This is a genomic window from Burkholderia sp. 22PA0106 (genome assembly GCF_047497155.1).
GTDB lineage: Bacteria > Pseudomonadota > Gammaproteobacteria > Burkholderiales > Burkholderiaceae > Burkholderia.
In genome coordinates this window covers 2282505-2302431 of the sequence record NZ_CP163162.1, presented here as the reverse complement: position 1 = coordinate 2302431, position 19927 = coordinate 2282505, and the positions used below count along the sequence as shown (strand labels likewise).

16 protein-coding genes and 2 pseudogenes are annotated in these 19927 nt (G+C 64.6%); 13 read left to right on the top strand and 5 right to left on the bottom strand.

Annotation, left to right across the window (positions count from 1 at the left end; genetic code table 11):
- Positions 1 to 102: 102 nt before the first annotated feature.
- Positions 103 to 363 carry a DUF2798 domain-containing protein gene (locus AB4850_RS09805; protein ID WP_414439620.1) on the bottom strand — a complete coding sequence of 87 codons (261 nt, stop codon included), beginning with the start codon at positions 361 to 363 and terminating at the stop codon, positions 103 to 105.
- 159 nt (positions 364 to 522) lie between these two features.
- Here AB4850_RS09805 and AB4850_RS09800 point away from each other — a divergent pair, with 159 nt between their 5' ends.
- The 8 genes and pseudogenes from AB4850_RS09800 (at position 523) to AB4850_RS09765 (ending at position 10701) form a co-directional block, all read left to right on the top strand.
- Complete coding sequence (locus tag AB4850_RS09800) at positions 523 to 1443, top strand: LysR family transcriptional regulator (RefSeq protein ID WP_414439619.1); 921 nt, start codon at positions 523 to 525, stop codon at positions 1441 to 1443.
- Between the two features lie 195 nt (positions 1444 to 1638).
- A pseudogene (locus AB4850_RS09795) lies at positions 1639 to 6186 on the top strand (filamentous hemagglutinin N-terminal domain-containing protein); the annotation flags it as partial.
- Between the two features lie 243 nt (positions 6187 to 6429).
- Positions 6430 to 6705 carry a hypothetical protein gene (locus AB4850_RS09790; RefSeq protein WP_414439618.1) on the top strand — a complete coding sequence of 92 codons (276 nt, stop codon included), beginning with the start codon at positions 6430 to 6432 and terminating at the stop codon, positions 6703 to 6705.
- 62 nt (positions 6706 to 6767) lie between these two features.
- A pseudogene (locus AB4850_RS09785) lies at positions 6768 to 6926 on the top strand (hemagglutinin repeat-containing protein); the annotation flags it as partial.
- Positions 6927 to 7102: 176 nt separating this feature from the next.
- Entirely contained in the window at positions 7103 to 7378 is a 276-nt protein-coding gene (locus AB4850_RS09780; RefSeq protein ID WP_414439617.1) for a hypothetical protein, read from the top strand.
- Positions 7379 to 7427: 49 nt separating this feature from the next.
- The gene (locus tag AB4850_RS09775) at positions 7428 to 7607 is read left to right on the top strand and encodes a contact-dependent growth inhibition system immunity protein (protein WP_414441999.1); all 180 of its coding nucleotides are present in this window, start codon (positions 7428 to 7430) and stop codon (positions 7605 to 7607) included.
- A gap of 32 nt (positions 7608 to 7639) precedes the next feature.
- The gene (locus AB4850_RS09770; RefSeq protein ID WP_414439616.1) at positions 7640 to 9382 is read left to right on the top strand and encodes a ShlB/FhaC/HecB family hemolysin secretion/activation protein; all 1743 of its coding nucleotides are present in this window, start codon (positions 7640 to 7642) and stop codon (positions 9380 to 9382) included.
- Positions 9383 to 9567: 185 nt separating this feature from the next.
- Positions 9568 to 10701, top strand: a complete 1134-nt coding sequence (locus AB4850_RS09765; protein ID WP_414439615.1) for a DUF484 family protein — start codon at positions 9568 to 9570, stop codon at positions 10699 to 10701.
- Between the two features lie 93 nt (positions 10702 to 10794).
- On the opposite strand, the gene AB4850_RS09760 is transcribed toward AB4850_RS09765, so the two are convergent.
- The 4 genes from AB4850_RS09760 to AB4850_RS09745 form a co-directional block, all read right to left on the bottom strand.
- Entirely contained in the window at positions 10795 to 11139 is a 345-nt protein-coding gene (locus tag AB4850_RS09760; RefSeq protein WP_414439614.1) for a cupin domain-containing protein, read from the bottom strand.
- On the bottom strand, positions 11136 to 12134 hold the full coding sequence (locus AB4850_RS09755) for a M14 family metallopeptidase (protein ID WP_414439613.1): 999 nt from the start codon (positions 12132 to 12134) through the stop codon (positions 11136 to 11138). Before AB4850_RS09755 ends, AB4850_RS09760 begins: the two co-directional genes overlap by 4 nt.
- A 64-nt stretch (positions 12135 to 12198) precedes the next feature.
- Complete coding sequence (locus tag AB4850_RS09750; RefSeq protein ID WP_414439612.1) at positions 12199 to 13122, bottom strand: 2-hydroxyacid dehydrogenase; 924 nt, start codon at positions 13120 to 13122, stop codon at positions 12199 to 12201.
- A 6-nt stretch (positions 13123 to 13128) separates the two neighbouring features.
- Positions 13129 to 14013 (bottom strand): GNAT family N-acetyltransferase, encoded by an 885-nt coding sequence (locus AB4850_RS09745; protein ID WP_414439611.1) that lies wholly within the window; start codon positions 14011 to 14013, stop codon positions 13129 to 13131.
- Between the two features lie 281 nt (positions 14014 to 14294).
- Here AB4850_RS09745 and AB4850_RS09740 point away from each other — a divergent pair, with 281 nt between their 5' ends.
- From AB4850_RS09740 to AB4850_RS09720, 5 genes are all read left to right on the top strand, one after another.
- A complete protein-coding gene (locus tag AB4850_RS09740; protein WP_414439610.1) occupies positions 14295 to 14906 on the top strand; it encodes a helix-turn-helix domain-containing protein in 612 nt (203 codons plus the stop codon).
- 463 nt (positions 14907 to 15369) lie between these two features.
- Entirely contained in the window at positions 15370 to 16863 is a 1494-nt protein-coding gene (locus AB4850_RS09735; protein ID WP_414439609.1) for an aldehyde dehydrogenase family protein, read from the top strand.
- A 180-nt stretch (positions 16864 to 17043) separates the two neighbouring features.
- Positions 17044 to 17712, top strand: coding sequence for a haloacid dehalogenase type II (locus AB4850_RS09730; RefSeq protein WP_414441998.1), 669 nt, complete (start codon positions 17044 to 17046; stop codon positions 17710 to 17712).
- 51 nt (positions 17713 to 17763) lie between these two features.
- A complete protein-coding gene (locus AB4850_RS09725) occupies positions 17764 to 19041 on the top strand; it encodes an NAD(P)/FAD-dependent oxidoreductase (protein WP_414439608.1) in 1278 nt (425 codons plus the stop codon).
- Between the two features lie 73 nt (positions 19042 to 19114).
- Positions 19115 to 19870 carry an ABC transporter substrate-binding protein gene (locus AB4850_RS09720; RefSeq protein WP_414439607.1) on the top strand — a complete coding sequence of 252 codons (756 nt, stop codon included), beginning with the start codon at positions 19115 to 19117 and terminating at the stop codon, positions 19868 to 19870.
- Positions 19871 to 19927 lie beyond the last annotated feature (57 nt).

The following is a 19927-nucleotide window of genomic DNA, read 5'->3' as shown; positions in this document are numbered from 1 at the left end:
CCGTTGCGTGAATGGGCAAAGGCCCCGGTGTCGTGAGACATCGGGGCTTTTTTTCGGGTTCGTTTTTTCGGATTTTCGCGTGGGGCTGCGTTCAGGGCAGGCTCAACGCGCGTGCACCGTCAACGCCACCAGCCGGGCGACCACGGGGCGCACGATCAGCACGCAGACAAACGCCGACGGCATCGCCACCCGATACGCATTCATCACATTTCCGAAGTAATGCCCGTCGACACCGAACTCGGCGACCGTGATCACGAGGCACATCAGAAAGGCCATGATGGTGGCCATGTACAGCGCGAAAACATACGGGGTGGACGAAGTCGGGAAGCGGATTCGGCGGTTTTGCGGCGTGGTGACGGTCATGGGTTCAATCTCTCCGGCGTGGGCTGCGTGATGGGACGGCCAGCGTAACAAGCCGGGGTGCGCGTCGGAAGCCGGCGGATGCTTGATTCATTTTTAAGTAGAATTTACGAAATGATCGATAAACGTGACGATAAACGTGACTGAGCACGGCAAAGGACGATGGATATTCTCGGGTTGATCAACTGCTTCATCCGCGTCGTGGAGACCGGCAGCATTGCGGGCGCGGCACGCGCGCAGGGCGTCAGCGCCGCCGCCGTGAGCCAGAGCATCGCGCGGCTCGAAACGCATCTGGGCGTGCGCGTGCTGTCGCGTACCACGCGCAGCATGGCGCTGACCGAAAGCGGCGCGCGTTACTACGCCAAGGTGCGCCATATTCCCGGGGATATCGATCTGGCCTCGCAGGCCGCGACCGTGGAGGCGGCGCCGCATGGGCCGCTGTGCGTCGCCACGACGGCCGCGTTCGGTCGCCACGTGCTGGCGCCGTTGATGCCCGGCTTCAAGGACGCCTACCCGCGTATCGATCTCGAACTGATCAGCACCGACCGGGCCGTCGATCATCGCCTGGAGGGGGCGGACGTGAGCATCCGGATCGCGGCGCAACTCGATGAGCGGCTGATCGCCCGGCGCATCGCGTCGAGGCCGTTTCTGTTCTGCGCGTCGCGTGCGTATCTGAACCGCGCGGGCGTGCCGCTCACGCCCGAGGACTTGAAACATCACGCCTGCATCGTGTTTCGATATCCGACCGATGGCCGGTTTTTACCGTGGGGATTCGTGCGCGACGGGCAGCGCTTCGACGCGCCGGTCAACCCGGCGTTCATCTGCGACGACATCGACATGCTCGCGCAAATCGCCGCGAACGGCGGTGGCATCGCGCGGCTCGCGAGTTTCGTGGCGCAACCGCTGATCGACAGCGGCAAGCTGGTGACGCTGTTCGAGCCGCGCGATCGGGGTGTCGTGCAGGCGGAGCCGGAGCCGATGGAGCTTTATGCCTGCGTGGCCGAGCGATCGGCGATGAATGCGAGGGCGAGGGTGTTTATCGAGTTCGTGGAGGAGGCGTTGCGGGGTGAAGTGGTCGCCTGAAACACCGTCGATCTAGTGGGACTCGCCGAGTAACTATGTGGCCGAAAATGTTGTCGGTGTATGTCAATCAGAAGAATCTGGAACCCTAGGTTTTTGGATTCTCGTCAACTACCTGATCATTTTTGATCGTCATTTTCTGGTGTTTCGATATTCTCGCGCCCAATAACTGCATGGGCGCAGGCCGCGCCGAGAAGAATGAACAAGAATGCGCACCGCCTGGTGTATTCCAGGCTTCGGGAGACGGTGGTGGCCGTTGCGGAGACAGCAACGGCCCAAGGGAAATCGGCGACGGGCGAGGCGCGTGCGCGGCGGCGGTCGTTGACGTCTGGCGTTTGTGTTCGCGTGGTTGTGGCGGGCGTCGCTGTGCTCGGCATGCTGCCTGCTTTGTCCGATGCGCAGATTGTGTCGACGCCGGGCACCAGCACACAGGTGATTCAGACGCCGAACGGCTTGCCGCAAGTGAATGTGGCGCGGCCTTCGGGCGCGGGTGTATCGGTCAACACCTATCATCAGTTCGATGTCCAGAAGCCCGGCGCGATCCTCAATAACTCGGCTGCGATGGTTCAGACCCAACAGGCGGGCTGGATCAACGGCAACCCGAATTACAACGCCGGGCAGGCCGCGCGGATCATCGTCAATCAGGTCAATAGCCCGAATCCTTCTTCGATCCGAGGCGCGCTGGAAGTCGCGGGCGCTCGCGCTGAACTCGTCATTGCCAACCCGTCGGGGATCTTTGTCGATGGTGGTGGCTTCCTCAATACCAGCCGCGCGACGCTGACGACCGGCGTGCCGTTTTATGGCGCGGATGGGTCGTTGGCCGGCTACAACGTCAATCGCGGGCTGGTGACTGTCGCCGGTTCCGGCTTGAATGTCGACAATATCGATCAGGTCGATTTGATTTCACGCGCGGTGAAGCTGAACGCGGCGATCTACGCGAAGAAACTGAACGTGATTGCCGGTGCCAGCCAAGTCAACCACGACACGCTTGCCGCAACGCCAATTGCCGGCGATGGCCCCGCTCCGTCGATTGCGATCGACGTGGCGCTGTTGGGCGGCATGTATAGCAATCAGATCTTTCTCGTCTCGAACGAGCACGGTGTGGGGGTGGCCAACGCCGGCACGATCGGGGCGCAGGCCGGTGATTTCACGCTGCAGGCGGATGGCCGGATCGTGCTCACGGGCACGACGACCGCGAGCGGCAATCTTGCGTTGTCGGCAGCGGGCGGTATTGAAAACAGCGGCACGACGTATGCGAAGCAATCGCTGTCGGCCAGCACAAGTGCCGATGTTACGAACACCGGGGCGCTCGCGGCGCAGCGGGATACGTTGGTGAATGCCGGCAGCGTCAATTCGACCGGCACGCTTGGTGCGGGTGTGAACGACGATGGATCGGTGGGGCATGGCGGTGATTTGAGCCTGACGGCTTCGGGTCAACTGCGTGCGACCGGCCAGAACGTGGCGGGTGGTGATGCGTCGTTGACCGGTGCGAATGTGAATCTCGCCGGCAGTCGGACGGCGGCGAACGGCGATCTCTCGCTGGATGCGACGGCTGGCGATGTGCACTTGTCGAACGCGATGACGAGCGCACAAGGCGCTATTCACGCGAAGGCTTCCGGGACGGTAATCAACGATCACGGCAGCCTGTCGAGCGGCGGCGGCACGATGCTGGTTGGCGGTGCGCTTTCGAATCAGGGCGGCAAGGTGTCGTCGCAAGGTCCGCTGTCGGTGAATGTCGCTGGCCGGGTCGACAACCAGTCTGGCGAGATGGTGTCCGAGAGCACGGTGGACATGCACGGCGGGGCCATCGCGAACAATCAGGGCACGCTGCAAAGCGCGGGCGGCATGAAGGTGGCCGGTGCGTCGGTGGACAACACGGCAGGCCGACTCACCTCGCTCAATGGCGATGGCCTGTCTGTGACGACGAGCGGTCAATTGACCAACGCCGCCGGTACGGCGGCGAACGGCGCGCAAGGCGGTGTTATCGGCGGCAACGGCGATGTTTCAGTCAGCGGCGCAAACGTCGTCAATCGCGGCGCGATCACGTCCAATAAGAATCTCCACGTTGCGGGCCAGTCGGTCGATAACAGCGGCGGCTCGCTGCAGGCCGAGCAGAATGTCGCGGTGGATGCGGGCACGCATCTGACGAACAACGGCGGTTCGATCGTCGGCCAGATGGCCAGGATCAGCGCGACGACGCTCGATAACAATACGGGCACCGTGCAAGCCGATCAGGTCTCTCTAAATGCGACGGACCTGACGAATCACGGCGGCACGATCACACATACCGGCTCCGGTGCGATGAATGTGAACGTGTCGCACACGCTCGACAATTCCAACGGCGGCACGCTGCAAACCAACAGTGCCGATCTCACGCTCAAGTCGGCATCGCTCGTCAACGACGGCGGCACGATCACGCATGCAGGCAATGGCACGCTGACGCTTGGCGGTGGATCTGGTTCGGTATCGAACGTAGGCGGTTCGATCGCCAGTAACGGGCGCGTTGTCGCGCAAGCCGGCGCGCTGGACAACACCTCAGGCTCGATCAACGCGCAGGCTGGATTGACGGCAAGCATCGGCGGCACGTTGAACAACGCGAACGGCAAGCTGTTGTCGAACACGGATTTGGGTATCGCCAGCGGCACATTGGCGAACGACGGTGGCCAGATCGGTTCCAGCGCGAACACGACGATCCACGCAGGCTCCATGACGAATCACGGTGGTTCGATTGTCGCGCCGAATCTGTCGTTCACCGCCAATTCGATACTCGACAACAGCGGCGGCAAGCTCGAAGCCAATCAGCTTGCATTGACGGCCGCCAACCTCGTCAATCACGGCGGCACGATCACGCAATACGGCTCGTCGGCAATGGGCCTCAATGTCGGCGGCACACTCGATAATTCAGCAGCCGGCGTGATCCAGACCAACAGCACGGACCTGACGCTTGCGCCCGCCGAATTGAATAACGCGGGCGGCACGATTACGCATGCCGGCACGGGCATGCTGACGATTGCCTCGGGCAATGGATCGAGTGCATTGAACAACGCGTCGGGCACCATCGTGACGAAGGGGCAAGCGGTTGTGATCGCGGCTTCCTTGAACAACGCGAGCGGTGTCCTTGCGGCGCAGCGCGGCGTCAACGCCGCGATTGCGGGCGATATGAACAATGCCCAAGGCCTGCTGCGATCGGATGCGTCATTGTCATTGAAGAGCGGCGGAACGCTGTCGAACCGTGGCGGCCACATCCAGGCGGGGCAATCGACCAACGACGACGCCAGCACGCTCGATATTCAATCTTCCTCAATCGATAACGCAGACGGCGCTATTGTCGACCTCGGTGCGGGCAGGATGTCGGTGCAAGGCGGCAGCCAGATCGCGAACAGCCATGCCGATGGTGTAGCAGGCATGGGCACGATGACCGGCAATGGCGACGTAACGATTACGGCAGCGTCGGTCAACAACACACAGGGCGGGCAACTCAGCGGTGGCTCGCTGCACGTCAACGCAAATACCGTTGACAACAGCGGTGGCCGAATTGGCAACGTCACGGATTCGAACGGTGACGTGAGCGTCGCGACAGCCGGCGCAATCACGAACACGAACGGCCAGATCGGCTCGACGCATGACTTGTCGGTTGCGGCGGCTACGTTGCAAGGCGGTGGCACCTATAGCGCGACGCATAACGCCAACTTAAGACTCTTGGGCGATTACACGGCGGCATCCGACACGCAATTCAGCGTCGGCCACGATCTTGCGTTTACGTTGCCCGGCACCTTCACGAACAACGCGGACCTTCAATCTGTCAATGACCTGAGCGTCAACGCGGGCATGATCATCAACGTGGGTGCTTTGACGGCTGGCGGTTTGCTATACACGCAGTCCACCTATCTCACCAATACCGGAGCGCTCGTCGGCGCCAGCGCTTCGCTCAATGCAACGAGCACGATCTCGAATCTCGGCCCGACCGCGCTGATTGGCGGATCAGATAACAACGGCACGCTCGAAGTCCTCGCGCCCAACATCGAGAACCGCGACGACACGACCGCCACCGATTCAATGGCGACAACCGCCCTCTTCGGCATGGGCAGAGTCGTGCTGGCAGGCGGCAAGGACGCGAACGGCAATTACACGAACGCTGCGCAGGTCAACAACGTATCGGCCCTGATCCAGTCCGAAGGCGACATGGCGCTTTACGCCGACAAGGTGACAAGCACGCGCCGCGCGATGACAACCTCGACGAGTGCAATCGATCCATCGCTGCTGGAACAATTCGGCATCCCGATCAACGGCCGAACGGGCCAGGTCGGCGTGAAGAATCCGGACAGCATTGGCGGCGTCTACACCGATCCACCGCATGGCGGTAAGTGGAACAGCACATATCAGTTCACGACCTACTACGCCGACAGCGCAACGGCAACGACCGTGACCGGCTTTAGCCCGGCCGCGCAGATCGTGTCGGGTGGCAAGATCGATGCGTCGTCGGTTGACACGCTGCAGAACTACTGGAGCAACATCGCAGCGGTTGGCGATATCACGATGCCGGCGAATTACGACGCCGACCTGACCGCCAAGGGTGCGCAGATCGATCTCGGCCAGGGCGGCACGATCGCCGCCAAGGGCAATGTGACGCTCGGCACGGCGAGCGCGACGTCGACCGTGAACAGCAATAGTTCAGGCAGCGACAGCCACGGCCGCTACGCGGAAACGCTTCACACGTCGGATCAGGCTCTCACCGGCACGATGCTCATTCGTATCGATTGCAGTGGGTATAGCCGCTGATGCAATTGTCCAGTTGGCAAAACCGGATAGGGTGCAGTACATTTTCAATGGATTTATTGGAATGGTCTCAAGCTATGCTTCAAATAAGTGGCCAATGTACACGCCGGCAATCAATGAGGTGGCAAACAAAGTGAATGAGAGTGATGTCGCAAAATCTATCCGGGATCGTGCCAAAGACGCGTTGGGTTCGGAAAACTCAAAGGGAAGAAAATGAGAATAAGGATAATAGAAAACGGAAATTTCACGTCATGGTTTCAGTTCGTAATAATTGCATGTGGTTTTATATTTGCAGTGCTGGCGATTTATTGTGAAATTCCATCCATTCTAAAAAAAGTTTTTTTGTTGGGTGGTTTTGGGATTGCTCTTGTTGGTGGAATGACGAGTCGTGCTCGTTTGCTAAAAATCAAGCCTTTCGACAGCAGCTATAAGAAAGCCCGCAAGAGCTATGAAGTGAAGGATGACGAGCACGACAACTCGCCATTGTGATAAACCCTGCGTCAGCCGAGTTTGGTGTTTGAGATGTGTTGATGCCGACCCAATCGTATATCGTCAATACAAAGGACACCGATTCGACACGGACTACGAACGAATCAAAGAGCGCGAGCGTGGGCATATCGGTCGGCACGGGCGGGTTCGGCGTTTCTGCGGCGATGTCGAAAGCCAACGGCGACGGCAACAGCGACTTTGCGACACAGAACAACAACCATGCGAAATGTGCTCAACGGAGAGAAAAGAAACTGAAGACGTTTATCAGTCACAAAAAAACCAAACCCAAGACTAGATCAAAAAACTCCACCGCAGCCGTAACAACTCAATCGAACTATCCAGTACGCTGACAGCCCCATCGTCACGATTCTTGCAGCAACAGTAAAAAGGAGCCGAATTGAGCGAAGTGAATCCTTGGCAACGCGCGGCCATATATCGAAATTCAGATTTCATTCTCATTGAAACGCAATCAGGACACCGCGTTTCAATCGCAGATCCGGATGGCAGCATGCATTTTCTAGACACAGCTGAGCTGCCCACGACGAAGCGCTCGGCCGTTGTCTTAACGACGCGCTGCTGGCAAGCCGTTTCATCACCCCACAGCATCGTGAAGAAAATCCACTCTTTTTTGACTTCCGACTGGTCGGAGAAAACTATAAAAATGGGCGGATAGCCTTCTTGCCCGGTTCGGGTACAAAACCAAGCAAGTGCTGTTCAAAAAAATGATCCTGTGCCACGCAAAAGTCGTTGACGGTGTCCTGACGCTCGATCCAAGCCGCCACGACAAGCTCGAAGCGTGGGATGGGTTGGGCGACGACGCAAAAGTCGTCCTGCCGTCCAATTCGCCAGAAGCCGAAATCAGCGTTGCTTTGCGAGTCGCCCTGGGCCGCTGCATTCCATAAATCAACCAACCCAATCGATAAGAACAACATCCATGAGTATCAACCGACGCGGGATGGGCATTGCGGCCCTGTTGCTGACAGTGGCAGTGAACGTATCAGCACAGAGAATCCCGCAAAACACGATCATCCCGGGCAATGACCAGCAAACCCGCCAACAGGAAGAAACCCGCGAACGCGAACGGGCCGTCTCCGCGCCCGGCGTCCGTTCAGGCGTAACAGCAAGCGCCGTCTATCCGACGCTGCCTTCCGAAACGCCCTGTTTCCGCATCGAGCGCTTCACGCTCGACGTCCCCGATGCGCTGCCCGCTGCCGTGAAAGCGCAAGGCGCGTCGGCATTGCCGATGGACCGCTTTGCCTTCGTGCGCGAATGGCTTGAGCACTACACCGGCCAATGCGCCGGAAAGCAGGGCCTCGACATGCTCGTCAGTGGCCTGTCGCAAGCCATCCTCGCGCGCGGCTACGTCACGACACGCGTGCTGCTGCCCGCACAGGATCTGTCGACCGGCACGCTCAAGCTCTCGCTGATCCCCGGCGTGATCCGCCACATCCGCTTCACCAACGACAAACAGCGCGGCACCTGGAAAACCGCGTTCCCGACAGGCGACGGCGAACTGCTGAACCTGCGCGACGTCGAGCAGGGCGTCGAACAAATGAAGCGCGTATCGAGCCAGGCGGTATCGATGCAGATCGCACCTGCCGACGTACCGGGCGAAAGCGACGTCGTGCTCGACGTGAAGCGCGGCAAACCGTGGACGGTCGTCGCCTCGATCGACAATGCCGGCACACGCGCGACGGGCCGCCTGCAAGGCAACCTTGCGCTCGGCATCGACAACCCGCTCGGCCTGAACGACATCTTCAATATCGGCGCGAGCCAGGACCTCGAATTCGGCGACAAGCGCCTCGGCTCGCATGGCTGGAACGGCTTCTACTCGATCCCGTGGGGTTACTGGACGGCAACGCTGTCGGCGTACACCAACACGTACTACCAGCAGATCGCCGGCGTAAACCAGACGTTCGTCGCGAGCGGCAATTCGAAGACGATCGATCTCAAGCTGAACCGCGTGTTGTTACGCAGCCGGAACAACATGCTCGGTGCACAGTTCCGCTTGTCGCGCCGCTTCGGGCAAAGCTTCATCGAGGACACCGAAATTCCGCAGCAGCGCCGCAACAACACGTTCGTCGAGTTCGGCCTGACCGATCGCCACTATCTCGGCAACGCGCAGTTCGACGGAACGCTGGCGTATCGGCAGGGCATCGGCGCGTTCGGCGCGCAGGACGACAGCCTGGCAGCCGACGGCGGCCCGACCTATCGCTACAAGATGGCGGTGCTCGATGCGAACCTGTCGGTGCCGTTCGCGATCGCGCAGCAGCCGTTGCGCTACGTGACGACGTTCCATGGTCAGTACACCGGCAGTTCGCTGTACTACATCGACGACCTGACGATCGGCAGCCGCTATACCGTACGCGGATTCGACGGGGAGACGATGCTGGCCGCCTCCCGTGGCTTTTTCTGGCGCAACGAACTGCAGGCGTCGATCGCCCGGACCGGGCAGGCGATCTATGCGGGCATCGACTACGGCCGCGTGTGGGGCGCGCAGCCGATCACCCTGGTCGGCACGCAACTGGCAGGCGCGGTGATCGGCGTGAAGGGCAGCATTGCGACGCGATTGGGTGCCTGCGGTTACGACCTGTTCGCCGGCACGCCGATCTACAAGCCTTCCGGGTTTCCCACGGCACGCGTGACGGTGGGCTTTCAAGTCACGGCGCAGCTCTGATGATGCGGGCGTGATCGGGCGCTCGGGCCGGCGCCGTCCCGAGCGCGGTGCCCCGCTTCGGTGCAACCGAAAACCGCCCCACACAATGCCGGGTTGCGCCACCGATGTTTTCCTCCACCATTTCCCCATCAAGAAAATCGAAAAGTTGCCGATATGGAGAAGGCCCACCCGATTTGATCCTGCCTGTGACCGAAGACCCTTCGACCGTAAGCCGTCTGCATGCCCTGCTCGACACCGTTCGCCATAACGAGCGGGTACTGCAACGCTTCCAGCAAATCGAATTGCGTCTGGTCAGTGCCCCGGATTTCACCGCCTTCTACGACACGCTGGTGCGCGAGCTGGCCCAGGCGTTCGACCTGCCGTTCGTCACGCTGTGGCTCAACGACGACATTTCGCTGATCCACGAGATGCTCGAATCGGTGTCGCGCGCCGCCCGGCCGGACGGGCGTGTGCTGCATCGCGGCCGCCTGGTCGAGCTGGGCGACGCGATTCCGGGCGAGGCCGGCCAGCCGTGGCTCGGCGCCGGGGCGGCGCTCGGGGCGGCGGCGCTCACGGCGTTCTACGACGACACCGAGGTGCCGGCCAGCGTCGCGGTGCTGCCGCTGCACCAGGAGCACGGCATCAACGGTTACCTGTGCCTGGGCAGCCGCGACCCGGCCCGCTTCACGGCCGGCAAGGCGACCGACCTGATCGAGCGTTTCGCGTCGTACGTGAGCGCCGGCGTGGTCAACGTCGCGCACCGCGAGCAGGTGGCGCGCTACGGCATGACCGACACGCTGACCAACCTGCCGAACCGCCGCTATTTCGACAGCCGCATCCACGACGAGATCCAGCACTCGGCCGAATCGCGCTCGCCGATGGCCTGCCTGTTCATCGACGTCGACCACTTCAAGCAGATCAACGACACCTACGGCCATGCCGTCGGCGACCGCGTGCTGGCCGCGATCGGCGCGTGCATCCGGAGCACCGTGCGCTACAGCGATACGGTGGCCCGTTACGGCGGCGAGGAATTCGTGGTGCTGGTGCGCGGCGACGCGATGCTGGCGGCCACGGTGGCCGAGCGCGTGCGCGCGGCGGTGGCCGTGCTGTCGGTGGCGGAGGCGCTGGAGGCGGCCGAACCGCCGGAGCGGATACTCACGCTGTCGGTGTCGATCGGCGTGGCGGTGGGGGAACTGGATGCGGCGCAGGCAGTGGAAAGCGATCCGGCCAGCGCGGCCGACGCGGCGCGCCGGCTGCTGGCGCACGCCGATCAGGCGCTCTATGCCGCCAAGCGCGGCGGACGCAACCGCGTGAAGCTGCACCGGCCGACCGGCGCCTGAGCGCGCGGGCGCGCGGGCGGCGGCAGGGCGGCCGCCGAGCCGCCGTGAGTCCTGCAAGGGCAAGAAGGGCCACGCCAAGGCGGCCCGCGTCACTCAAAAAATCACATAGATCTTGCGCATGGTCTGCTCGACCTGCCACAAGCCTTCCGTATTGGCCTCGAAGAACAGCGTGTCGCCGCCCTCGAAGCGGATGGTGTCCTCGCCGTCGGGCGTGAAGCTGCCCGAGCCGGCCAGGAAGTGCATCACTTCGGCCTGCTTGACGGAACGGCGATAGGTGCCGGGCGTGCACTCGAACACGCCGGTGTCGATCGGCTCCGCGCCGGGAATCACCACCTGACGGCCGCTGACGCGCACCGGCTCGGTGCCGGGCAGCCCGGCGGTGCCCCAATCCTCGAACCCGGTGGCCTGCACGGCCTGCTTGATCTGCTGGACTTTCACGAAAGATGTTCCTGTTGGCGTTGCGAATGGTCGAAGCGTTGTTCGATGCGGCCGAGCCGCACCACGGTCACGCCGGGCCGGAGCTGGCGCAGCGACGGCATCACCAGCATGCAGTCGTCGTAAGGCGTGCGAACCGGTTCGCCGTTCGACCAGCCGATCGTGGCGCCGGCCGTGTCGAAGGTTTCGAGCCCGGTGTAGGGGCCGGCGAAGCGGAAATCCATGCTGCTCGCCACCACCGGCTCGGTCACGCGCACCACCGTCATCTGCGCGGGCAGCGGCAGCAGCCAGCCGTCCGGCAGATCGGCGGCGTCGATCGTGCCGGCGTTCAGCAGGAAGCGCGCGGTGCTGTCCTGCGCGACATCCACCGCGCGCGCTTCCCAGTGCTGGCCGCATTCGATCAGCAGGGCGTTGCGGGCGCTGGCCGGGTCGCCGAAACCGGCGTAATCGCGCATGCGGCGGCCTTCGGGGTGGCCCTCGTCGCAGATCACGGTGGCCGGCGCGCCCACTTGCGCCGACAGCGCGATGCCCTTGTCGAGCGGCCCCGCCACGATCAGCGGGGCGCTTTTCTCGTGCATCGAATGGAGGTCGAGCAGCAGGTCGACGGTGTCGATCACGGGCCGCATCGCGCGGGCGCGATCGAGTTCGACCGAGCGGCGGGCCGTATCGTCGAGCGTGGCGGCGGTCCACACGCGGTTGAAATCCTGGTCGACGAAGCGCGCGCGGTCGGGCTGCGCGGGGTCGAAGCGCGCGTAGGCGTCGATGTTCGCGAACGCCAGCGTCAGGCGGCCACGGCGCGGGCGCAACCCGGCGCGCAGCAGCGCATCGACGACGATCGCGCCGCACACCTCGTTGCCGTGCGTCAGCGCGTTGACCATCACGTGCGGGCCGGCCACGCCGGAATCGAAGCTGTGGACGTAGGCGATGCCGGTATTGCCCTCGGCGTGGGCGGTGAGGTCGGGGAAGGCGACTTCGATCGGATAGGCGTCGATGCTCATGCGGCGAGGTTCCAGGGTGGGGCGGGTGAATGCGTCATGGTGAGGATGCCTGAAAGTGGCCGGCCTAGTAGCCGCGGCTGCGGTCGATCAGGCCGATCATCGGCTCGCCCGCGCGATGGCGGCGCAGGTTGTCGAGCAGGCTGCTCACGGCCGTGTCGGGCCGCGTGGCGCTGGCGATGTGCGGCGTGATCCGCACGCGCGGCGCGGCCCACAGCGGGTGCTCGGGCGGCAGCGGCTCCGGGTCGGTCACATCGAGCACGGCGTTGCGCAAGCGGCCGTCGGCCAGCGCCGCGAGCAGCGCATCGCTGTCGAGTTGCGGGCCGCGCCCCACGTGCACCAGCGACGCGCCGCGCGGCAGCGCGTCGAACACGCGGCGCGACAGCAATCCGCGCGTGTCGGGCGTGAGCGGCAGCAGGCAGACGAGGATGTCGGTGCGGGCCAGGAACGCATCGAGCGTGGCCTCGCCGGCAAGGCACGCGACGCCGTCGAGCGTGCGTGGCGAGCGGCTCCAGCCGGCGCAATCGAAGCCGAACAGGCGCAGCCGCTCCAGCACCGCCGTGCCGAGCTGGCCGAGCCCGAGCACGCCGACGCGGCGCTCGCGGGCCGGCACCAGCGGCAGCGGCTTCCACTCGCGGGCCTGCTGCGCGAGCGCGTAGTCGAACAGGTCGCGATGGATCGCGAGCACCGCCTCGCTCACGTATTCGACCATGCCCTCGACGATGCCCGGCTCGATCATGCGCACCACCGGCAGATGCGCGGGCAGGCTCGCCAGATCGAGCTGATCGACGCCCGCGCCCACCGAGAACACCGCTTCGAGGTTCGGCAGCGTGTGCGCGAGATCGCCGGGCTGCCACGCCACCAGGTAGCGGATTGCGGCCGGATCGCCGAGGTCGGGCCAGACGCGGAACGGCACCTCGGGCGCGCGTTGCGCGAACAGTTCGGCCCATTGCGCGCCGCGAACCGGGTCGGCCTTGTAGAGAACGCTCATCGCGGCTCAGGCCATCGCCTGGTTGATGATGCCGTAGGCGCGCCACGCGGCATCGGGCTCGCCGCTGTGCTCGGCGGCCGGCGCATTGCGCACCATCTTGACGACCGTATCCACCGGCACCAGGCCGACGCTCGGCAGCCAGGCCTCGATGCCGGCGCCGCCGGGCACGTCGATGCGCACGAAATCGCCGACATGCCGCGCGAGCCAGTAGGCCACCAGTGCCTTGGCGCGCGCGTGATCGTCCGACGGTGCGCACACCACCGGGCCGATCGCGAAGCCGCGGCCAAAGCGGCGCGCGATCGCGAAGCCGGCGATCGTGCCGCCGTGTTCGAGCACCACCGCCTGCGCGACTTCGAGCAGGGCGGGCAGCGTGGCGCTGCGGTCGAGCCCGCAGCCGCGCGAGGCCAGCTCGATCAGCGCCGGCAGGTCGGCCGGCGTGGCCGCGCGCAGCGTGTCGCCGGCCGGCAGCTCGACGGCCGGCGCGGCGGCCACGGTGCCCTGATGTTGCGTGAGCGCGCCGCACACGGCGAAGCCGAGCTTTTCATAGAGCGGCTGGCCGGCCGGCGTGGCGTGCAGGAACGTCACGCGATCGCCGAGCGCGTCCAGCACGAGTTCCATCAGCTTGCGGCCGATGCCGCGCCCTTGCTGATCGGGCGAGACGATCACCATGCCGAGCGAGGCGCGGTCCGCGCCGAACGTCCAGCACAGCGCGGTGCCGATCACGGCGTCGCCCTCGACGGCGACGAAGCCGCCGCCCGCTTCGGCGGCGAAGCGCCAATCTTCGGGGCGATGCGGCCAGCGCACGGCCACCGACAGGCCGTGCGCGGCGGCGACGTCCTCGGCGGTGAAGCGACGGTAGTGAAGTTCGGGCTTGACGGCGGTTTCGGACACAGCGGACTCCTGATGGACGACATGTTCAGATTCGACTGTCGCATGCGCTCCGGACGCTTCATAGGACGATCTTCCTGACTTGCGAACGCGTGGCGCGCGACGTCGCGGCTTTTTTGATTGTTCATCGCATTCAAAAAAGTTTCAATATAATGATTGCTGTCGTGCGCGCTACCAGGGCGGCGCACAGGGCGCGAAGCCGCCGGTCCCGCACCGAAACCGTGCCGAACCGGTGGAGCATGAACCGGCTTCGAGCGCCCGGCACCGAATTCAACAGGAATCCCATGCGAACCCAGTCCAAGAAGAAGGTCGAGGCGCCCGCGAGCCAGGCGGATGTCGGCTCGCGGCTGCGCGCGCTGCGCAATGCGCGCGGCCTGTCCGTCAACGAACTCGCGCTGCGTGCCGGCGTATCGGTCGGCACCGTGAGCCAGGTCGAACGCAACAAGGCGAACCCGTCGGTGCGGATTCTCGAGCGCCTGCGCATTGCGCTCGACGTGCCGCTCAGTGCGCTGCTGGAAGAAGACAACGCGCTGATCGATCCGGCCACCGCCGATTTCGTGCGCCGCGCGGCCGACCGCCCGCATTTCGAGGTCGGCAAGAACCATATGCAGAAGGAGTTGCTGTCGCCGCACGGCGATCACGATCTGCAGATGATGTTCATCATGCTGCCGGCCGGCGCCGGCTCGGAAGAAGTGCTGGTGGGCGTGGGCGAGAAGTGCGGGATGGTGATGGAAGGTTCGGTCGTGCTCAACGTGGGCGACCAGCGCTGCCTGCTCAACGAGGGCGACAGCTTCCAGTTCAAGAGCACCGTGCCGCACAGCGTGCGCAACGAAAGCAGCAAGCCCGCCAGGTTGTTGTGGGTGATGAACACGCGCCCGCCCGTGATTCATCTCTGATTTTCCGCCTGCCGTTCCCTGTCGCCGGCGCGCGTATCGCGCGCGCCGCGCCGTTTCACCGCTTCGTCCTCCTGCCTTTTTTCTCTCCGTTTTTACCCTGAGCGCTCGGCGTGCTTCGGCGCGCTATGTGGCGTTCGCTTCATTTCCGCGTGATGTGCGGTTCATTTCCGTTTCATTTTTGCTGCGCCCGCGTTCAGTGGCGCGCCATGCTCGCAGCTCGGCGGCGTGTGCTTCAAGCGCATCCGGGCGCGCTGCATGGCGCGCGCAACCCTCTATAAAAGGGCGCGGCCCGGCACCGGCCTGGCCCGTTTCTCGCGTAGCCAACCAGGCCCGGAAGTTTTTTGCAGAATTATTTTTGATCACTAGGAAAACATCGGTCGTTCACTATAATGAACTTCATCGCGTGGTTGTTCATTCTGCCGCTAAGGCGGAAACCACCCCATGTTTCTCGAACAGGCCGAGCATGACTACACCGTCACTGGATTTCGATCCGTCCGCCATTGCGCTGCCGCAGGGGCACTTCATCGGCGGCGTCTATCGTCACACCGATGAGGAACCGATCGCAGTGCATCGTCCGTCCGACGGCCGCCTGCTCGGCCATGTTCCCGACGCGAGCGCGTCCACCGTCGACGAGGCCGTGTCGAACGCGCTCGAAGCAGTGAAGACGAGCGGCTGGGCGACGCGTTCGCCGCGCGAACGTGCCCGCGTGCTGACGCGCTGGGCGCAACTGATCGACGAGAACGCGGTGGCGCTCGCACAACTGGAGGCCGTCAGCTCCACGCGCCCGGTGGCCGAGGCGTATGCGTCGGACGTGCCGTTCACGGCCGAGGCGATTCGCTTCTTCGCGGAACTGGCCGACAAGCTCGGCGGCGACATCGCCGCCACGCGGCAGGACAGCCTCGGCTTCGTGGCGTCCGAGCCGTACGGCGTGATCGGTGCGATCACGCCGTGGAATTTCCCGCTGTCGATGTGCTCGTGGAAATGCGGCCCGGCGCTCGCGGCCGGCAACGCGGTGGTGCTGAAACCCTCGGAAATGACGCCGTTCTCCACGCTGCGCCTGGCCGAACTGGCGATCGAGGCGGGCATGCCGCCCGGCATCTTCAATGTCGTGAACGGCCGTGGCGCGACCACCGGCTCGGCCATCACGCGCCACCCCGGCATCGCCAAGATCAGCTTCACCGGCTCGACGCGCACCGGCGCGGCGATCATGAGCGAGGCGGCGTTTCACGGCACCAAGCCCGTCACGCTGGAACTCGGCGGCAAGAGCCCGCAACTGGTGTTCGAGCACGTGCACGACCTCGCGCACACGGCGCGCTGCGTGGCGCGCGGCTTCACCGCCAACGGCGGCCAGGCCTGCGTGGCCGGCACGCGGCTGATCGTGCATCGCCGGCTGGCCGAGCCGCTGATCGAGGCCGTGCAGCGCGAACTGGCCGGCATCGCGCCGGGGCCGATGTGGTCGGCCGCCACGCGCTACTCGCCGATCATCAGCAGTGGCCAGGCGCGCCGGATCGCGGCGCTGGTGGACGAGAGCCGCGGGCAGGGCGCGGAGCTGATCTGCGGCGGCGGCTTCTTCGAAGGCACGGAAGACGGCTGGTTCCATCGCCCGACGCTGCTCGCCAACGTGACGGCCGAGACGGCGGCGGTGCGCGAGGAACTGTTTGGCCCGGTGCTGACGGTGCAGACCTTCGACGACGAGGACGAAGGCATCGCACTGGCCGGTCACCCGACCTACGGCCTGGCGGCCGGCGTGCACACGCGCGACATCGGCCAGGCGCTGCGCGCGATGCGCCGCATCGCCGCCGGCACGGTGTGGATCAACCGGTATGGCCGCAGCGGCGACATGATCATCCCGACCGGCGGCTTCAAGCAGTCGGGCATCGGCAAGGACCTGGGCCGGCAGGCGCTGGAAGCGAGCATGCGTCACAAGAGCGTGCTGATCGATTTCGACACCGTCTGACCCGATGTGTCCCGCATGCCGCCGGCTCGGCGGTGCGGGGCGCCGCAGCACGCTTCACCGTAACCGCGGGCCGCGCGAATTTAATCAGTATCCCTGATGGATCGCGCGACGTGCGCCGCCCGCCGCGCTCATTTTGAACAGAACCCGCCACGGGTTCGCCACGACGACAGGATGCAGACCATGATCGATTTCGAGCCGAAGTACATCACTTTCGACTGCTACGGCACGCTGACCCGTTTCCAGATGGGCGAGACGGCCCGCCAGCTGTACGGCGAGCAGCTTTCCCCGGCGAAGATGGACGAGTTCGTCGAATTCTTTCGCGGCTACCGGCTCGACGAAATCCTCGGTGCATGGAAGCCGTACCGCGAGGTGGTGATCAACTCGATCCGCCGCACCTGCGAGCGCACCGGCGTGCCGTTCGACGAGGCCACCGCGCTGAAGATCTACGAAGCCGTGCCGACCTGGGGCCCGCATCCGGACGTGCCGGAAGGCCTGTCGCGCCTTGCGTCGAAATACAAGCTGGTGATCCTGTCGAACGCCGCCGACGAGCAGATCGACAGCAACGTCGCCAAGCTCGGCGCGCCGTTCCACCAGGTCTACACGGCGCAGCAGGCGCAGGCCTACAAGCCGCTGCGCAAGGCGTTCGAATACATGTTCGATCAGCTCGACTGCAACCCGGAAGACGTGCTGCACGTGTCGTCGAGCTTCCGCTACGACCTGATGACGGCCTACGACATGGGCATCAAGCACAAGGCGTTCGTGAATCGCGGCCACGAACCGCTGACGCCGTATTACCAGGTCAACGAAGTCAAAAGCCTGCCGCATCTGGCCGAACAGCTCGGCCTGTAAGCCGCGAGCGGTTCGCCCCGATTGCCCACGACACCCACGGAACGCAACACCATGAAGCTCGATTCGTACTGGCTCGATACCGCGCCGCGCCTCACGCAGCCTGCCGATGCGGCGCTGCCCGCCCGCGTGGACGTGGCGATCGTCGGCGGCGGTTTCACCGGCTTGTCGGCGGCGCTGGCGCTGGCCAGGCGCGGCGTGTCGGTGGCGGTGCTGGAAGCGGGGCGCGCGGCGGGGCAGGCCTCGGGGCGCAACGGCGGCCAGTGCAACACCGGCATCGCGCAGGATTTCGCGGGCATGTCGGCCAAACTCGGCATCGAGCGCGCCACGCAGTTCTATCGCGCCTATGCCGATGCGGTGGCGAGCGTGGCCGAGATCGTCGAGCAGGAAGGCATCGCGTGCGACCTGCGCCGCAGCGGCAAGATCAAGCTGGCGGCGAAGCCGCATCACTTCGCGTCGCTGGAGAAGACCTGCGACGCGCTGCGCCGCTCGGTGGACGCCGACGTCGAGCTGATTTCCCGCGAGCGGATTCGCGACGAGATCGCTTCCGATGGTTTCTACGGCGGCCTGGTGCAGAACAACGGCGTGCAGATGCACATGGGCAAGTTCGGCGCGGGGCTCGCCGAAGCGGCCATGCGGCACGGCGCGTCGATCTTCGAGGACACGCCGGTGACGGGCATGAAATCGCTGGGCGGCCATGCTCATGAGTTGCAGTGCGCGCGCGGCACGCTGCGCGCGGACCGCGTGCTGATCGCCACCGGCGCGTCGCAGTCCGGCCCGCTGCAGTGGTTCCGCCGCCGCATCGCGCCGGTCGGCAGCTTCATCGTGGTGACCGAGCCGCTCGGCCGCGCGCGCATGGACGCGTTGCTGCCGACGCGCCGCTCGTACGTGACCACGCGCCAGATCGGCAACTATTTCCGTCCGACCCAGGACGACCGGCTGCTGTTCGGCGGGCGGGCGCGCTTCGCGATGTCGAATCCGCGCTCGGACGCCAAGAGCGGCCAGATCCTGCGCGACGGCATGCTCGCGTATTTCCCGCAGCTCGCGGACGTGCGCATCGATTACTGCTGGGGCGGCCTGGTCGACATGACGGCCGACCGGCTGCCGCGCGCCGGCGAGCATGAGGGTTTGTTCTATTCGATGGGCTACAGCGGCCACGGTGTGCAGATGTCGGTGCACATGGGCCGCGTGATGGCCGACGTGATGTTCGGCGCCGCCACGCGCAACCCGTGGCGAACGCTCGACTGGCCTGCGATTCCCGGACATTTCGGGCGCGCGTGGTTCCTGCCGCTCGTCGGCGCGTATTACCGGTTGCAGGACGTGCTTCACTGAACCGATGCCGTGCGCCGTCGTTCGAGACGGCAGCGACGCACCGATATTTCGACATCCAGAAGGAAATCAGACCATGACGCGTACCACTCTTGCTTTCGTTGCCCTGTCGCTGCTGCTCGGCGCTACCGCCGCCCGTGCCGACCAGCCCACGCTGACGGCCGGCTCGCCGCCGTCGAGCGCGCCCACCACCTACCTCGACGTCAAGACGCAGAAGATCGAGGGGATCATGCCGGAAGTCGTGCGCGAGATCGGCAAGCGCGAGGGCTTCAACGTGTCGTATCAGGCGGTGCCGTTTTCGGCGCTGATTCCGGCGGTGGTGTCGGGCAAGATCGACATCATCGTGGCCGGCATGACGCCTACCCCGAAGCGCGCCGAAGTGGTGGATTTCTCGCAGCCCGTCACGGCGTTCGGCGAAGGCATCATCGTCAAGGATTCCAACAAAACGAACTACCGCTCGATCCAGGACCTGAAGGGCATGACGGTGGGCGCGCCGACCGGCACCGATTACGCAGATCAACTCGTCAAGCTCGGCATCTTCAAGGAAGTGAAGATGTACGACAGCCCGGCCGACATGACGCGCGACGTCGCGATCGGCCGCATCGTGGCCGGCTTCAACGATTACCCGATCCTGAAGGCGCAGGAAGCCGCGGGCGCGATGGCCGGCACGCGGGTGGACGACGATTACGTGCCGATGCAGAAGTTCGACATCGCGGTGGGCGTGAAGAAGGGCAACGCGGCGCTGCTGGCGAAGGTGAACGACGCGCTGACCAAGATGAAGGCCGACGGCACGCTCGACAAGATCCTGAAGAAGTGGCACCTGGCGAGCTGATCCGCCACTGAACGACCGGACGCGGCACGGCGGGCGTTCCCCGGCCCCGGCCGCCGC

Excerpts from the sequence above, each read along its gene's own strand:
- AB4850_RS09730 (WP_414441998.1), top strand. The coding sequence starts at position 17,044 with ATGATCGATTTCGAGCCGAAGTACATCACTTTCGACTGCTACGGCACG.
- AB4850_RS09725 (WP_414439608.1), top strand. The coding sequence starts at position 17,764 with ATGAAGCTCGATTCGTACTGGCTCGATACCGCGCCGCGCCTCACGCAG.
- AB4850_RS09750 (WP_414439612.1), bottom strand. The coding sequence starts at position 13,122 with ATGAGCGTTCTCTACAAGGCCGACCCGGTTCGCGGCGCGCAATGGGCC.
- AB4850_RS09755 (WP_414439613.1), bottom strand. The coding sequence starts at position 12,134 with ATGAGCATCGACGCCTATCCGATCGAAGTCGCCTTCCCCGACCTCACC.
- AB4850_RS09740 (WP_414439610.1), top strand. The coding sequence starts at position 14,295 with ATGCGAACCCAGTCCAAGAAGAAGGTCGAGGCGCCCGCGAGCCAGGCG.
- AB4850_RS09770 (WP_414439616.1), top strand. The coding sequence starts at position 7,640 with ATGAGTATCAACCGACGCGGGATGGGCATTGCGGCCCTGTTGCTGACA.
- AB4850_RS09800 (WP_414439619.1), top strand. The coding sequence starts at position 523 with ATGGATATTCTCGGGTTGATCAACTGCTTCATCCGCGTCGTGGAGACC.
- AB4850_RS09790 (WP_414439618.1), top strand. The coding sequence starts at position 6,430 with ATGAGAATAAGGATAATAGAAAACGGAAATTTCACGTCATGGTTTCAG.
- AB4850_RS09735 (WP_414439609.1), top strand. The coding sequence starts at position 15,370 with ATGACTACACCGTCACTGGATTTCGATCCGTCCGCCATTGCGCTGCCG.
- AB4850_RS09720 (WP_414439607.1), top strand. The coding sequence starts at position 19,115 with ATGACGCGTACCACTCTTGCTTTCGTTGCCCTGTCGCTGCTGCTCGGC.
- AB4850_RS09775 (WP_414441999.1), top strand. The coding sequence starts at position 7,428 with ATGATCCTGTGCCACGCAAAAGTCGTTGACGGTGTCCTGACGCTCGAT.
- AB4850_RS09805 (WP_414439620.1), bottom strand. The coding sequence starts at position 363 with ATGACCGTCACCACGCCGCAAAACCGCCGAATCCGCTTCCCGACTTCG.